The 16530-nt window shown below is 50.9% G+C and carries 9 protein-coding genes; 6 read left to right on the forward strand and 3 right to left on the reverse strand.

From position 1 onward, the window contains the following. Nucleotides 1–446: 446 nt before the first annotated feature. Nucleotides 447–1505, reverse strand: coding sequence for a GTPase ObgE (gene obgE, locus AC6I7T_RS16545; RefSeq protein ID WP_497788425.1), 1059 nt, complete (start codon nucleotides 1503–1505; stop codon nucleotides 447–449). 437 nt (nucleotides 1506–1942) lie between these two features. On the opposite strand from obgE, the gene AC6I7T_RS16550 reads away from it, so the two are divergent. Beyond that, the gene (locus AC6I7T_RS16550) at nucleotides 1943–5341 is read left to right on the forward strand and encodes an outer membrane beta-barrel protein (protein WP_497788427.1); all 3399 of its coding nucleotides are present in this window, start codon (nucleotides 1943–1945) and stop codon (nucleotides 5339–5341) included. A gap of 99 nt (nucleotides 5342–5440) precedes the next feature. Then, a complete protein-coding gene (gene mnmG / locus AC6I7T_RS16555; RefSeq protein WP_497788428.1) occupies nucleotides 5441–7411 on the forward strand; it encodes a tRNA uridine-5-carboxymethylaminomethyl(34) synthesis enzyme MnmG in 1971 nt (656 codons plus the stop codon). Nucleotides 7412–7481: 70 nt separating this feature from the next. Here mnmG and AC6I7T_RS16560 read toward each other — a convergent pair whose 3' ends face one another. After that, entirely contained in the window at nucleotides 7482–10523 is a 3042-nt protein-coding gene (locus tag AC6I7T_RS16560) for a TonB-dependent receptor (RefSeq protein ID WP_497788430.1), read from the reverse strand. Between the two features lie 426 nt (nucleotides 10524–10949). Beyond that, a complete protein-coding gene (locus AC6I7T_RS16565) occupies nucleotides 10950–11624 on the reverse strand; it encodes a DUF4440 domain-containing protein (protein WP_497788431.1) in 675 nt (224 codons plus the stop codon). 193 nt (nucleotides 11625–11817) lie between these two features. Between AC6I7T_RS16565 and dnaB the strand changes: the two genes are divergently transcribed. The 4 genes from dnaB (at nucleotide 11818) to AC6I7T_RS16585 (ending at nucleotide 16508) form a co-directional block, all read left to right on the forward strand. Beyond that, on the forward strand, nucleotides 11818–13215 hold the full coding sequence (dnaB, locus tag AC6I7T_RS16570; RefSeq protein WP_497788433.1) for a replicative DNA helicase: 1398 nt from the start codon (nucleotides 11818–11820) through the stop codon (nucleotides 13213–13215). A 151-nt stretch (nucleotides 13216–13366) separates the two neighbouring features. Next, nucleotides 13367–14572 (forward strand): alanine racemase, encoded by a 1206-nt coding sequence (gene alr, locus AC6I7T_RS16575; protein WP_497788434.1) that lies wholly within the window; start codon nucleotides 13367–13369, stop codon nucleotides 14570–14572. 269 nt (nucleotides 14573–14841) lie between these two features. Further along, entirely contained in the window at nucleotides 14842–15048 is a 207-nt protein-coding gene (locus tag AC6I7T_RS16580; RefSeq protein WP_497788435.1) for a hypothetical protein, read from the forward strand. Nucleotides 15049–15254: 206 nt separating this feature from the next. Then, nucleotides 15255–16508: an alpha/beta hydrolase family protein gene (locus AC6I7T_RS16585; protein ID WP_497788436.1), complete on the forward strand. Its 1254-nt coding sequence runs from the start codon at nucleotides 15255–15257 to the stop codon at nucleotides 16506–16508. Nucleotides 16509–16530: the final 22 nt, after the last annotated feature.

A 16530-nucleotide genomic window follows, 5' to 3' on the forward strand; every position in this document is an offset into this window, starting at 1 on the left:
AATTTATATCAGAAGTGGCTACAGAAAGAGGACAGAGGAATTAATGCGTTTGGCATCCAGCGTTTTCTCCCCGTGAAGGATGGAAAATTTTGAACAGCAACTTACAAGACGCAGTGTGGGAAAGCTAGGAAAATATACCGAGCGTAATTGACCTGATATGGGTAGTGTCTACTCGCTTATGTTCTATTGAAAGAAATGAACGAGTAGGCAAGATATACTCCGGGTTCGATTCCGAGGCAAGAAGGATTTAAAAGATGAGTTTGAGAATGCAAAAAATATATGCAATCTCCTGAACAATGCAAATGGTTGCCTATTACCGTCAAAAGATTGCATATGCTCTGAAGGCTTGCTTGCAATGAAAACAACAAAAGTGGCAATCATTGTGATTTGCCACTTTTGTTGGTGCAATAGTTTGAAAGCGATGAAGAAATAAACTTTAAAACGGTCTAGGGTCTACGGGCCTCAGGATCAAGTGCGGCGGCGGCAATCTCCTCTTGGCGCAATTCGCGAACGCGAGCACCAATGCCGTATTTGAGTTTTTCGACGCCTTCTCCTGTGACCGCAGAAATCTCGTAGAGCTCCATCTTTTTGCGTTTTGCCATGGAGCGGAGCTTTTTGAGCTTCTCCGGATTTGCTACATCTGCCTTTGAAGCAACTACGATCATTTGCTTTTCGGGCAATCCGTGGCCAAAGTTTTCCAGTTCGCTTTGAATGACCTTGAAATCTTCGACAGGGTCAGGGCGCCCGCTGGCGTCCGACACATCCACCAAGTGAACCAGCAACCGGGTTCTCTCGATATGCCTCAAGAATTGCGTCCCTAAGCCTGCGCCAAGGTGTGCACCTTCGATAAGGCCGGGAATATCAGCTACAACGTAGCTCTCTTCATGCGGAGCCTCTCCAATTGAGACCACTCCCAGATTGGGCTGCAAAGTGGTAAACGGATAATCCGCGATTTTGGGCTTGGCTGCGGAGACTCGTGAAATCAAGGTTGATTTGCCCACATTGGGATATCCAACCAAACCCACGTCGGCAAGCAGCTTGAGTTCGAGCCGATAAAAGTGCTCTTCGCCCGGCCGTCCGGGCTCACATTCCCGAGGCGCCTGATGTGTAGGGGTCGCGAAGTGCTGATTGCCACGTCCACCACGTCCGCCTTTGGCCACGATAATTCGTTCATCGGGATAACGGAAATCGTGAACCAGCTCACCTGTTTCCGCGTCGTAAAGCGAGGTTCCCACCGGGACCTGAAGGACGATGCTTTCCCCGTCGCGTCCGGTACAGTTTGAGCCTTCGCCATGGCGTCCACGCTCTGCGCTATGTTCAGGGTTGTAGCGGAAATGCACCAGAGTGTTGTGCCTCTGACTCGATTCCATGATTACGTCACCGCCGCGGCCGCCGTCTCCGCCAGACGGACCACCACGTGGTACGAACTTTTCGCGGCGAAAGGCCATACATCCGTTGCCGCCGTCGCCCGCCTTCACGCGGATCTTTGCTTCATCGATAAACATTGTTCTCTTCCAGTCTACCGGATTGGCCGCTGTCCATGTTTGAACACGACAATGGAAGATAGAAACCTCGATTTTCACGTCATCTGGGATGCAAGGTAATAAATCACTAGGCAGAAAAGGAGGACCGAGTAAAATATGGCCGTGGCGAATGAGGTTTTTGAGGAGCCACTGGCTCTTTCTTGTTGAAAGGAAAGGCCAAATTCACGAAATTGTAAATGTGTTCTGGCACTCTTATATGTGGTGTGTAAAGGGAACACGCTTCAATGCAGGCGGGCAATTTGCCGAGCTATCCGTGATCCGTCTGCAAATTCAAGTCAAACCCCTAGTTGTAGAAATTATTGAAGTTCAAAACTCAAACCAAGCTCAATTTGCGCCAAGAAGAGAACTACTCGGTTTCGCGCGGTTGAGCACAAGTTGTTCAATTTGAGGAGAGTCAGATGAACGGAAAATTGGCCAGCAGGGCAGCCATTGCCTTGTTGTTTTTCTGCTCGATATTTGGAATCACTTCCCAGGGATTGGGACAATCCATCACGCAAGGTGCGGTTGGTGGAACAGTGGTTGATGCGAGCAATGCTGCTGTGACAGAAGCGGTAGTGCAGATCCACAACGATGGTACTGGGACGGATCTCCAGATCAAAGCTGATGCTTCAGGCTACTTTAAAGCGCCATTACTTGAGCCTGGGACCTATACCATCACGGTGACCGCGCCTGGCTTCGGAAAGTACGTAGCCAATGGCGTCACGGTTCAAGTCGGTCAGCTCACGGAACTCAATCCCCATTTGAGCGTCGGAAGTACTGCTACCAGTGTCGAGGTTTCTGGTCAGGCTCCAGTTCTCAACTTTGACTCACCCGACTTTTCGGCAATGTTGACACCAAAGGCAATCGAGAATCTACCAATTAACAACCGCCGCTGGTCGAGCTTAGCTCTGATGACTCCCGGTGTTGTGAGCGATTCCAACGGCTTTGGTCTGGTCAGCGTAAGAGGCATCAGCCCCCTGCTGAATAACGTGGAAATCGACGGTGCGGATGATAACCAGGCATTCTTCTCTGAAGAGCGCGGGCGTACGCGTGCCGGTTATTCAACGGCACAAACTGCGATTCTGGAATTCCAGGTGAATGCTGGCGTCTATTCTGCAGAATACGGTCGCGCAGCCGGCGGTGTTATTAACTCCGTCACAAAAAGCGGCAGTAATCAGCTACATGGACAGCTCTATTTTTACGACCGCGACAACAACTGGGGCTCCTACAATCCGCTAACCACAAACACCACAGCAACCTTTGATGCTTCCACGAATGGTTACAAATTCAACACCTATCGTTATAAGCCAAAGGATTGGAGAAAGATCTGGGGCTTTTCAGCAGGCGGACCGCTCGTAAAGGATAAGCTCTTCTGGTTCTATACTTACGATCAATTCCGTCGTAACTTCCCTGGGACGGCAAAGGTTAATACTCCATCAAGCTTCTTTGCGCAACCAGATGCGGCACTACCCAACGGAGCTACCTGCAATCTTGCTACTGGCTACCTTACTGGAAGCACCACTACCAATTCCAACTACGCGCTCGATGCTCAAACTTGTACTTTTGCCGCACGTCTAAAGCTGGGATCCTATGCTGCTGGCGTTTCTGCTTACAGCAGTGCGATGGCAGATTTACTGTCGAACCTCGGTGCCGTTCCCAGAACTGGCGATCAGGTTATCAACACTCCTAAACTCGATTGGCAGGTCAACGAAAAGAACCGGGTCAGCGTTCTTTATCATCGTCTCCGTTGGGATTCTCCAGGTGGAGTTCAGACCCAGGCCACCAACAACTACGGTAAGGACACATTCGGAACGGATTTTGTAAAGCTGGACTACGGAGTAGTCAAACTCACCAGCATGATTACAAACAATCTGACCAACGAACTCCGTTACCAGTATGGGCGTGAGCTGAATAATGAAGGCCAGCAACCATACAGTGCATATACGAAGGCTTATCTGGTGGGAAGCACTGGCAATGTTCCGGAAGTTGCAATTGATGGAACTGGTGCCGGTCTTTATATGGGTTCACCTTATTACTCGTATCGTTTTGCCTATCCAGACGAACGGAAATGGCAGGTAGCCGATACGGCATCATGGATTCACAAGCGTCACTCCCTGAAGTTCGGTCTGGATATCGTACACAATTACGACCAGCAGAATAGTATTTACGAGGGCAACGGATACTATAACTACAGCTACTTCAGCAACTATCTAGTCGATACGGCTACAAAGCTGTTGGGCCGCACTCCTGGTTGTAATAGCTCGGCATCTCAATATGCCAGTGCAACGAGTTCAGCTGTTGGAAACTTTCCTTGCTATAGCAACTACTATCAGGGATTTGGTACTGCCAAATTCCAGCTTTCGACAGTCGATTATGGATTCTTTGTTCAAGACAACTGGAAGGCAACTCCCCGCTTAACTCTGAGCCTTGGCCTTCGCTATGACTTCCAAGCCATTCCTGGCCCGTACTCGAATTTAGCCCAATCGACCGGAAGTTACGTTCCTCCCAGCTCCTCCAACCTCACTACTGTTTCTGATGTTTCGTTGGCGAACCATCCCAGTGACCGGAATAATTTCGGACCGAGAATTGGATTTGCCTATGATGTGTATGGATCGGGCAAAACCGTCCTGCGTGGTGGCTATGGCATGTATTACGGCCGTACCGTCAACAACATCATCATGAGCACGTACTACACCACAGGGCATCCAAACAGTCAGTACACCATTTCCTACAAGTCAAAGGATTACAACGCTAGTGGGACCGGTTCTCCCAGATTTGCGGAGTTGGCAAGTCCTGTATCAGCTGTTCCGGCAGCGGAGTACTTTGCTAAGAATTTCCAGAACCCGCAAATTCATGAGATGGACTTGCAGTTGCAACAGGATGTGGGCAAGGGGAATGTCTTCCAGGTTGCTTATCTCGGTTCTCTCGGAAGAGAGCTTCCTAACTTCCTGAATGTGAATCTTGCGCCTGCAACGACAAACGTAACCATTACGATCGCAGATACGACGGGGAAAGGCCCCTTAACGAATGGAGCAACCTATGTTGTTCCAACTTACACGTCGTATGCGAATAAATCCTTCACTGGAATCACTCAGGTTGTAAGCAACATTAACTCCAGCTATCACTCTATGGTGGTGGAACTGCAGAACCGGTCGAACAAGACATTACAGTACGACCTGCACTACACCTGGTCTCACGCAATGGACTTTGCTCAGAACTCCAGCACTTCTCCAAGCACCAACGCTTGGTTGAGCCCGTATGGAAGCGCTCGTTCAAACTATGCGAACTCCAACTTCAACGTGCCAGCCCGCTTTGTGGGTTACGTTGTTTACAATCTACCCGTTGTTCAAACCAAGAGCTGGTGGTCAAGGCTGAGCAATGACTGGAGTCTGAATCCATCCGTTCAGATTCAAAATGGCCTTCCCTACTCTGCAAACGTTTCGAGTGGCTATAACTCTGCGGCTGCAGTGAATAGTGGCTGGAACGGTGCGGGTGGCGTGACCTTTATTCCTGCTATTGGCAGGAATACATTCCGCAAGCCGAATACAGCGGTTGTAGATCTGAGAGCTCAAAAGCAATTCAGCTTTGGTCCTGATCAGAAGTACCGTGTTCAATTGATAGGAGAGGGTTTCAACCTCTTCAATCACATGAATGTCACCTCTGTCACTGATGGAGCATACAAGCTGAGCTATCAGACAGGTCAGGTCAATGCGAGCACGGCTACCTATCAGTCCAACTTTGGATCAGTTACCGCCGCCAATTCGAACTACGCATATAGCACGCGGCAGGTTCAGATCTCCATGCGTCTGGACTTTTAGCACTCTTCTACAATCAACCATCTATCAACGCGCGGCAGCTTCGGCTGCCGCGTTCTTTTTGCATTTGGGGCTGTTTTACTAGAATCTAGATAGACACACATGAGCTTCACCGAACAATACGACGTCGCGGTAGTTGGGGCTGGGCATGCTGGCTGCGAGGCTGCCATGGCCAGTGCTCGCATGGGATTGCGCACTGCACTGATTACATTGAACTTGGATCTGATTGCCCAAATGTCCTGCAACCCCGCTATCGGTGGCATCGCCAAAGGACATCTAGTTCGCGAGATCGATGCCCTGGGCGGCATCATGGGCGAAGTTGCTGATGCCGTGGGAATTCAGTTCCGGTTGCTCAATACCTCTCGTGGTCCGGCTGTCTGGTCTCCCCGTGCACAGTGCGATAAACAGCAGTACCGCGTGAAGATGCGCCAGGTTCTGGAAGCGCAAGACAATCTCTTCATCAAGCAGGCAGAGGTTGTCGACCTGATTATGGAGCGCCCGGAGGATGCCAAGCCCTTTGTTCGTGGTCTGAAACTGCGTGACGGACGCATTCTCTTTACCGAAGCGGTAGTGATCACAACCGGAACTTTTCTTAATGGGTTAATTCACTGCGGAGAAGAGAGTTATCCGGCAGGCCGTAACGGAGAACCTCCCAGTGTCCTTCTAGGAGAGGCTTTGAAGCGCCTGGGACTGCGTGGCTGCCGTTTGAAGACCGGTACGCCACCACGTCTGGATGGCCGCACAATCGACTGGAGTCGCTTTGAAGAGCAGCCCGGGGATGCCGATCCCACGCCCTTCAGTTTCCGCACGCGCAAACTTCCGCAGCGGCAAATCTCCTGTCATATTGCATATACGACGCCGGAGACCCTGCGCATCATCCGCGAGAACGTGTCGCGTTCCCCTATGTATTCGGGACAGATTCAAGGAATTGGTCCGCGCTACTGCCCGTCGATTGAGGACAAGATCGTCAAGTTCCCGGACAAGACCCAGCACCAATTCTTTCTCGAGCCTGAGGGGCTAGATACGCACGAGGTCTATATCAATGGCATGTCGACTTCTCTGCCGATGGAAGTGCAATGGCAGGCAGTCCACTCGATTCCTGGTCTAGACAAGGCAGAGATTCTGCGGCCAGGATACGCCATCGAATATGACGCCATCGACCCGACAGAGCTGGATCGTTCTCTGGCCGTAAAGTCGATAGATCGCCTTTATCTGGCAGGACAAATCAACGGTACCTCCGGATACGAGGAAGCCGGATGTCAGGGACTTATGGCCGGAATCAATGCTGCATTGTGTGTGAAAGGGGAAGCGCCTTTTACCCTGGATCGTACGGAGGCCTATACGGGCATTCTGATTGACGATCTGATTAGCAAAGGAACCAATGAGCCCTATCGCATGTTTACCTCGCGGGCAGAGTTCCGGCTGCATCTTCGCATCGATAATGCCGACCGTCGCTTGACTCCCTATGGGCGTCGCCTGGGATTAATTCAAGATGAAGCCTGGGCAGAGTATGAACAGAAGCAGGCACGCGCCGTTACTCTGGATAAATTCCTTTCTACCCGCAAGGCGAATATCGAGCGCCTCGAACGTACCCTGCCTGAGTTGGCATCGTCTTTGGGAAGCGTGACAGGGCAGACCTGGGCTCAGCTGCTAAAGCGTCCCGAAGTCACACTGGATGCGATTCTCCCGGCGTTGCGTGAGGATCTGGCTGCCAGCGATGATCGGGAGCAGCTTTCTACCTTCGTCAATGAAGATGTTGCCCTTGCTGCTAACGTTAGAAACGAGATTAAATCTGTCGAGACAGAGATTAAGTATGCCGGCTATCTCGACCAGCAGCGGAAATCGATTGAGAAGCTACGGAAGGCAGAAACTCAGGCAATTCCCGAGTGGTTCGATTATTCCTCTGTAAGTGGACTGTCGCGGGAGATGCAGGAGAAGCTGGTTCGCGTACGTCCGCAGACTATCGGGCAGGCGAGCCGGATTCCTGGGGTTACACCGGCTGCATTGTCATTGATTCATGTCTATATACAGATTCAGGGTCGGCAGCAGGCTCAAGCCAAAGATCTCTCTTAGCCTGACTTTTCGAGTTGAAACAAACAAAGGTCCTCGCCGAAACGAGGACCTTTGTCTTGAACCAAATGATTTAGAAGGTAAAGCGAGCACCCAACTCACCCCATAAGGCGCGAGGCATGGTTGTAGTGCTGGGGTTCATGAAGCCAACAGGGTGTCCGAAGGTATCGGCGGATGCGATGCTGTTGCCATAGTTATTGCCGTAGTTAGCGCGGTTTGTCAGGTTAAATGCCTGCCCCACCAGTTGCAGATTCATCCCTTCTCCGAAACGAATGTTCTTGGCTAGCCGCATATCGAACTGGAAGAAAGGATCTCCGCGAAGCGGGTCATATTTAGCAATAGTGCACTGCTGAGTTGTGTAGAAGCAGGTCTGTGCATCTGTGTTATTGCCGGCATAGGCCAGCCAGTTCGTAGGATCGCTTTTGGGAACAACCACGGCATAGTTGTAAGTTCCGCCGCCGGTATTTAAGGTGTTGCTGGAGTTTTTCAAATCATAAGGACGTGCGGAACCGAACTGAAGGATTGGAGCAAGCTGGAGGTGCCATGGCAATTCGGCTATTCCGCTGATTGTTACATGGTTGCGCTCATCGTTGAAGGTTGGTCCCCATTCGTAACTGGCAAAGGGAGCTGTAGCGAGCTTTGGATAATTGCGGAAAGAGGTTCCGCCGTTTCCATAAGCATTAGCCCAGGCAAGAGTATAGTTGGCCTCCACTTGAAAGTGGTGGATCATGCGTTGGCGAATACTGAAGTTGATTCCGTCGTAGTGGGAGCGTCCGATAGACTGCTCATCGCGAATAGATCCTAACCGTGGCTGACCTGCGGCCACGAAAGCGGAGTCCAGCGTACGGGAGCAGCACACTCCGTTTACCGGAACCTTCTGTCCGATGTTCATCGTCTTGTTTTCATGAAGGCTGAGCACATGTGTGTATTCTGCTTCGAAAACAGTGTTGGAATTGAAGCCCCAGGTATAACCAACATTAAACTCCTCGGTGACAGGATTACGATACTTAGGATCGATCAAGCGCCCGGTGCTGAGATCAGCAAGTTGACTAGTAGGAGCCGGTATCGTGGGCATAGGGCTAACACCATAACGCCATTGCCCAAGAGCGATGCTGGTTCCAGGAACGACAGCTGCAGGATCCGAAAGATTAAATACCTGTTGGAATACCGTAGGGTTGGACATCTGCTCCATGAACAGCGGAATGTTCTGGAAGACGTTGCCGTAATAGAGCCCAAAGCCGCCACGTAAGACGTGGTTGCCACGTCCTGTAACGTCATACGAGAATCCAACGCGCGGGCTGAAGTCGAGATTATCGTCGTGCGGGATACCCGTATAGAATTTGCCGAATGCGTTATTGAGTGCTACCAACTCTTGCCATGTACGGCTCTTTTTAACATCGGATGTTCCCAGCATGTTAAAGTCTCTATCCCAGCGAAGTCCGAGGTTTAGACCCAGGCGAGGTGAGAACTTCCAGTCATCTTGAAAATAAAAGCCTAATTGTTTCGTAGCTACCAGGAAGTAAGGATCTCCATTGGAGATTGACATCTGCGTGACCGCACCGGCGGTACTGAATTCGTTGGGATACGTAGTTTTATCCGAGAGGATGGTGCTGGGATTGTCTGCAAAATCAAGCTCCAGCGTCGCATTCGATTCGAAGAATCCACCTTGGACGGGTGTCCAGATGTAATCGACACCGTACTTAAAGGTGTGCTTTTTGTAAGATATGGCGATGTCGTCTTTGAATTGCCACTTTCTCTGATACGATTGCTGCGGCACGTTCGTATTTGTTCCAAAAGTAGCGCTGGGAAAGACTACATAGGGCTTTCTGATGTTGCTGTCGATCAGGTTATTCCAGTACTGGAATCCAAAGGTAAGCTGGTTGACGGTGGTATTTGATAGAACCGAATTGAGGGTTAAACCGACGAGTTGCAGATGGTTGGTCGTATAGTTGCCATTCGTCAGATCTCCGGTACCGTCGGACTGATCGTTCAAACTATTGTTGGCCTGGGAAGTATAACTGAGATAAACGCTGTGATTGTTCGTAAGGTTCCAGTCCATGCGGCCGTTATAACGTGTTTCATAAAAAGGCCGAGGGATGGTAGCCGATGGCTCGGCCTCGAGTCCGGCCGCCTTTGCCAGTGTTAGCTCTGTGAACGATTTTCCGTCTTCTGCTTGTCCCTGACTCTCACGTTCCCGCTCCAGTGCGAAAAACGAAAACAATTTGTCTTTCTTGATTGGACCACCTACAGAGCCGCCAAATTGTTGACGGCTGTAGTCGGGATGTTTCTTTTCATACCCACCATGTCCATCGGGATTCTTCTGATCCGTTTCGAGTGTAGTGTCCCGAAAATATCCGAAGGCAGAGCCGTGAAAGACATTTGTTCCACGCTTGGTAATCATATTGATGGCAGCACCTTCAGAGCGTCCGTTCTCGGCGGAGAATCGTTGAGTGCTGATATGAAATTCTTCAACAGCTTCTAGTGGAAGCTGCATCACTGGACCGCCCACGGTATTGTCCTTATTGTCGACGCCATTTACCGTGACATTGACGTTGCGTCCTCCGGAGCCATTGACGGAAAGAATTGCATAACGGTTCTTTGTAGGGTCATAGGAATCGGCTGCTTTTACGCCCGGTGCAAGATATGCGAGATTCGCAACATCGCGCCCAACCATTGGCAGTTCTTGAACTTCTTTCGGCGTGATCTCTTGACCGACACTCGTCTTGGCCAGATCCACCAGAGTGTTTCCTGCGGCCACTTCTACTGAGGTAGAAACTGCTCCAGGTGTAAGCGTGGCGTTTGTCGTAACCGTTCTTCCGACAAGTAGTTCAATGTTAGACGTTACGGAAGAGAAATCGGCCTTCGATATCTTCACTGAGTACTTATCAGCGGCGAGAAGATCAAACCGATAATTGCCGGATTCATTTGTAGTTGTTGTGCGTACCGCACCTGTCTCCAAGTCAGTAATAACAACGGTGGCGCCAGCAATAACTGCCTGTGATGGGTCAAATACGGTTCCCTGGACTGTACCGGTTGCCGTGGCTTGGGCTAACATCTGCCCTGTACTTACCACGACCAAAAGAAATAGCAATACGAAATGGGCGCATCGTTTCATATGCCTGTATCCCTCCAAATTGAATACAAAAATGCATTTGCAGGCGTATACACGTCTGCCATGTTGAATTTGTCAACTGCGGATACTTCTTAAACTGGTGAAGATTTATTGGGCCGAACACCCAGGGGCTAAGGGTGAGGTACCGAGAAACGAAGAGTGCCCCAAAGTGTTTGGTAGCTGATAAGCAATTGAAGGACCAAAGGGCTATTGAGAAAGGAATTGCCAGAATACAGAGGAATTCTTTTATTCGTGGACCAAGTCTATCTAGCAAGAATTCCAAAATTAGAGGTGATTAGAGGCATGGGAATATGTAATTTCATATTCTCTACGTGATAGATATGCCCAGAAGGAATTCTTTTGTCTAGTTAAGAGGGAGATTTTTACGACCCGGAGTAGAGGGAGAAATCCGGGTCGTATTCAGAACCTTTATTGTTGCGGAGTAGCTGGGGTCGATTGCTGTTCTGGCTTCTGGTCGGGTTTCTGCTCCGGCTTCTGTTCCGGCTTCTGTTCCGGGAGATTCGTATCAGTCGCTTTGTCAGCCCCTTTATGAATAAAGGGAATGTGGAAGGGCAGATCCGCATTACTCTTCTTTTTCGATTCCGACTTTACCTTTTTTGCTTTCAGAGAGGCTTCGACAATAGGAGTACGCTGCGAGCTAACGCAGAGCCAATTGGAGCGCACTCGTTGGTAGACGTGGGTGAAGATCCCCTTTTCCTCAACGGTGGTTCCGTCTTTCTTCTTTTTGAAGCTGTAGGTGCCATTCACCAGGGCGACGTCGCCCAGCATGCGCACGGTTACGACCTTCTGGTCCATATCCTGCATGTTGTCGGTATTGGTCACCAGGGCAGCAATCTGCTGATTGCGAGTCGTGACGTCTCCTGAAGAAGAGATGTCGATGAAGATGGGGGAAAGCACGAGCTCGACGCCGTACTGATCACGACGGTTGATGGCCTCACTCCACGAATCTTCAATCCGCTGCATCTGCTTAACCTCTGGCGAAGGATTCGCCGGAGCTTGGGGGGCGGAAGCGGAGGGTGATTGTCCGTAGGCGGCCGGCAAAAGGGCACAGGAAGCAAGTAGAACGGGAAGAATTCTAGCCATAATATTCACAACACCATGATCATACGCTGCCCAGTGCTAATAGGGTATAAACCCACTTTTCCACCAGAAATCCTCAGCTTGGAAATCACTTCGGAAATCTCGGGACTGAGGAAAAAAACGAGGAAAAGCCTGAGGAAACTTTGAGGAAAAGTAGTATCAATTCTGACCAGTTCCCGCCTAAACTTTTCTTTAGATGGCTTCTACCCCTGATCTCACACTAGAGCACGGCCTGCCTGCGAATATCGACGCGGAAAAGTCGATCCTGGGCGCAATTCTGCTCGACAACATGAATTACAGCGAAGCGGCGGAGAAGCTGCGTGCAGACGACTTCTCGCTCGACTCGCACCGTCGTATTTTCGGACGAATGGGTGAACTGATCGACGGAGGAACCCACGTCGATATCGTTACCCTCGCCAACGAGCTTTCCCGTAATAAGGAAATTGAAGCTATCGGCGGCGTGGCCTATCTGGCCGGTCTGACAGAAGGCTTGCCGCGACGTCTCAATATCGAAGAGTACGTCCGCATCGTTAAAGACAAGTCGCTTCTGCGGCAGTTGATGACGATCTGCAGCACAGCGATTGCTCGTGCCGCGGACCAGAGTGAAACCGCCCTCGATGTACTGAATGCCGCCGAATCTTCGCTGATGGAAGTCAGCGAACGGGGTGTCTCGCAGGGATTTTCCGGTATTGCTGAGATCGTCAGCCAGTCATTCGGAAGTATTGACAACCTCTATAAGCAGGGCAGGGAAGTCACCGGACTGGAGACGCATTTCGTCGATTTCGACAAAGCTACCAGCGGATTGCAGCCAAGCGACCTGATCATCATTGCTGCTCGTCCTTCGATGGGTAAAACGGCTTGGGCTATTAATATTGCCCAGAATGCCGGGACGAAAAGCGGCAAAGTCGTCGCGGTCTTCTCCCTGGAAATGTCAAAAGAGTCGCTATTGCGACGTATGTTGGCCGCTCAGGCCTTCGTCGATCAGCGCAAGATTCAAACAGGTTTCTTGCCCAAAGAAGATCACGAAAAGCTGACGCGAGCCCTGGAAGATCTGGTCGAATCCAAGATTTACATTGACGACACTGCAGGTGTTTCTCTGGCAGAGATGCGTGCAAAGGCACGTCGTTTGCGGCAGCAGCAAGGCGCTCTCGACCTGATTGTTGTCGACTATTTGCAGCTCATGTCGGCAGGTATCCCAGGAACGGGGCGCAAATATGAAAACCGTACGCAGGAAGTCTCCGCGATTTCGCGTGGTCTGAAAGCACTCGCCAAGGAATTGAGTGTTCCGGTTATTGCGCTCTCACAGCTCAGCCGTGCGAGTGAGCAACGCGGCGGTGACAAGAAACCGATGCTCTCCGACTTGCGTGAATCCGGTTCTATCGAGCAGGATGCCGATCTTGTCTGCTTTATCCATCGCGAAAGCTATTACAACAAGGACGAAAACGGCGATGAGGATCCGGAGAGCAAGGGCAAAGCCGAAATCATCATCGCCAAACAGCGTAACGGCCCGACTTGCACCGTTCACCTTGCATATATTTCCGAATACACGCGTTTTGAAAATCTGGCGACGGGCTCTGAAGAGGGTGCCTACTAGAAGCTCTCAGTCAGGATCGACAACAGACAGGACTAGGAAGCCGTTCTTTGCTGAACGGCTTCATGCGCCTCATATACCGAGATCCCCAAAAGTGTCCTAAGCACTTGAGCTCTAAGAGAATGAATCTGCTTTTGTTGCTGAAAAGAGTAGGATGAAATCTGGTTCTTGTTCGATGACAATGCGTCCCTCTTGGGCTGAAATCTCCCTTTCTCAACTTGTAGACAACTATCGTTTCCTGCGCGGCATTGCCGGCGCTGATGCCGATCTTCTGGCCGTGGTGAAGGCCGATGCTTACGGCCATGGACTAGGTCTTTGCGCTCCCGCACTTGCTACAGCAGGTGTGCAATGGATGGGCGTGACTTCAGTCGATGAGGCGGTAGAGCTGCGTCGAATTTGCCCCGAGCAACGTATCCTGGTCATGTCAGGTATCTGGCGCGGACAGGCGGAGGCAGTAGTGCAACAGCGCCTGACTCCTGCAGTTTGGGAACCTTTTCATCTCGAAGAGCTCGAAGCAGCAGCACGAGCCGCTGGAATGGCACCGCACTCGTTTGCCGTACATCTTGAACTCGATACAGGTATGAGCCGGCAAGGCGTCCTGCTGGATGGAGATCAGCTGGAACGCTTCTTGCAGCAGCTAGGGCCACAATCGCCTTTAACCATCGAAGGAGTAATGACCCACTTCAGTTCTGCAGATGAGTTGCAAGGCGGGGTCAACGAAGAGCAGTTTGCACAGTTGGAACAGGGCATGAAGAGAATCCTGACCCTCGGCTTCCAGCCGCGTTGGCTGCATGCTGGAGCTACGGCCACTATTACGGGCGGACCTACGTTGGACCGTCTTCGCGCTCTTGCATGGGAAACGCGTACTCGTCTGATGCTGCGCCCAGGACTCGCGCTATATGGATACTTGCCCCGTTATGAACCTCAAGAGCCTTGCACCGTAATTGAGGCAAAAAAGGCGTGCCGACCGGTTCTGACATGGAAGACCCGGGTCATGTCTCTACGCACTATCCCTGTCGGACGCAGTGCGGGATATAACGGTACCTTCGTTGCTTCGGAGGTCACTCGCATTGCGACTGCTCCTCTCGGTTATGCAGATGGTTTGAATCGTCTGTTATCGAATCGCTTCTCCCTGCTTGTACGTGGACAACGTGCGCCTATTGCCGGAAGAATTTCGATGGACCATGTCATGCTCGATGTGACAGATATTTCTGGAGTTGAGATAGGCGACGAAGTCATCGTTATTGGACAACAGGGCGATGAGTCTATCTCTGCCTACGATCATGCAGATGTCGTGGGGACTATTCCGTGGGAGATCCTCTGCGATATCGCTCCTCGCATCCCACGTATGCCTAAATAAGTCGCGGCAATTTTGGTGATGTAAGTCACTTTTTATGCACTTATGTGATTTAGAACATATGTGCCAGCGAAAAAAGAAGAGTGATGTAGCCAAAAACACTTCGTATCTCGCTAGATCTCGGGTATTATCCCGGATAACGGTACTTAATAGATCAAGCAACGCATCTGCAGCTGACTTACTCGACTCTTCGGGCATACGTCTCTCCGAAACTGTCCGAGAGAATTCAATACAAGAGCGAATGTCAGGCCGATAGCGAGAGGAATACCAAAATGGCCAAGGTCCTTTATCCGAAGACTAGCGATCCTGTCGAGGCGCTTTGCTCCAATTGTCATACTGCTACATCTCACGACGTGGCCTGTGGCCAATTTGTTTTGGGATCTGCAGGAGAAGAGGGACCCTATTGGCTGGAGTATTCCATCCTCCGTTGCCGCACTTGTCAGGACATTACCGTGCGTGAAGAGGTTATGACGGCCTGATTATCTGAACCTCGTGCGAGGGTGGGGCGGCAGAGACTTGAGTACGATATCCGTACCTTTCTTTTGTTTGAAAACTCTTTATCGCCGGGCAGAGGCAGTTCCAATTTTCGCCGTCCCACCCCGAGTTATAGCTATCGAACCTGTCAAATTTGCCTTCCAGCCCTCCATGCATCTCTGTGGCGAGAACCGCTGATAAACTAAATTTAATGCTTCGCAAGCTTTACGGACGCTGGATGTACCGCTGGGAGACGGCCCTGACCACGCGCGATGAAAATCGCGTTGTACGTCCATTGGAATGGGGTTTTGACTGGCTCTCTGAGTTCATCCACGAGCAAGGTCTCGACAGAACTCCACTAATACCCGACGCGCTTGATGATGCAGAAGCCGAGAAGGCGATGATCGGGTTCAATCGAGCCATCATTGCCAACAGCGATGCATATTACGGCTACAAGACTCCTAACGACTTCCGGATTGAAGAGCGCTATCCGCAACTCTTTCCGACGAATGTTCGTCCCGAGACGCTAAAGCAAGATGCCCGGCTGAAGAAGATGGCCGAGGAAGGCAGGATGAAACCTGCACAATTCTTGCGCTTTACCTCGCCCGAGAAGACTCCGTATCCGGAAAACGATTTGGTTAATGCCCGCTGGTATCCTGCTCCGGCTGAGAAGATGGAAGGCAAGCCAAAGCAGGCGATTGTCATCATGCCGCAGTGGAATGCAGATGCCTTCAGCCATAATGCGCTCTGCTCTATCGCCAATCGTTTTGGGATCTCAGCTTTACGTTTGAGCAAGCCTTACCACGATATTCGTAGGCCCAGTGAACTGGAACGTGCCGATTATGCGGTCAGCGCGAATATTGGCCGGACTATCTCGGCGTGCCGTCAGGCTGTAGTCGATATCCGTTCCTGCGTGGACTGGCTGGAAATGCAGGGCTATGAACAATTTGGCGTACTGGGAACCAGTCTTGGCTCCTGTTATGCCTTCATTGCCAGTGCCATGGACGAGCGATTGAAGGTGAATATTTTCAATCATATCTCTACTTCTTTCGGAGATGTGGTCTGGGAAGGACAGAGTACCCGCCACGTCCGGGCTGCTTTTGAACCTCTTCTTACTCAAGAACGCCTGCGCATGCTCTGGTCAGCAGTCAGTCCGATTCACTATATGGACAAGTTCGCGTCGATGAATAAGAAGATCCTGGCAATTCACGCGACCTATGATCTGACCTTTCCACTGGAATTCTCTTTGAAGGTTCTGAAGAACTTCGAGCAACGTGGGGTTGATTTTGAGTCGAAGGTCCTGCCTTGCGGCCATTACACGACCGGAGAGACTCCATACAAGTACATGGATGGATGGTTTATGGGGTCCTTTATGTACCGTGCTTTCAAAGAGTTGGCACAGCAGGGGCCCAGTTCTGCAAGTCCTGTTTCCGAGGAAGAAAAAGGGGAGCTCGTAGCTCGCTAGCGCATTTCCCGCAAATGCTGCA

Source organism: Humiphilus diazotrophicus (assembly GCF_059726315.1).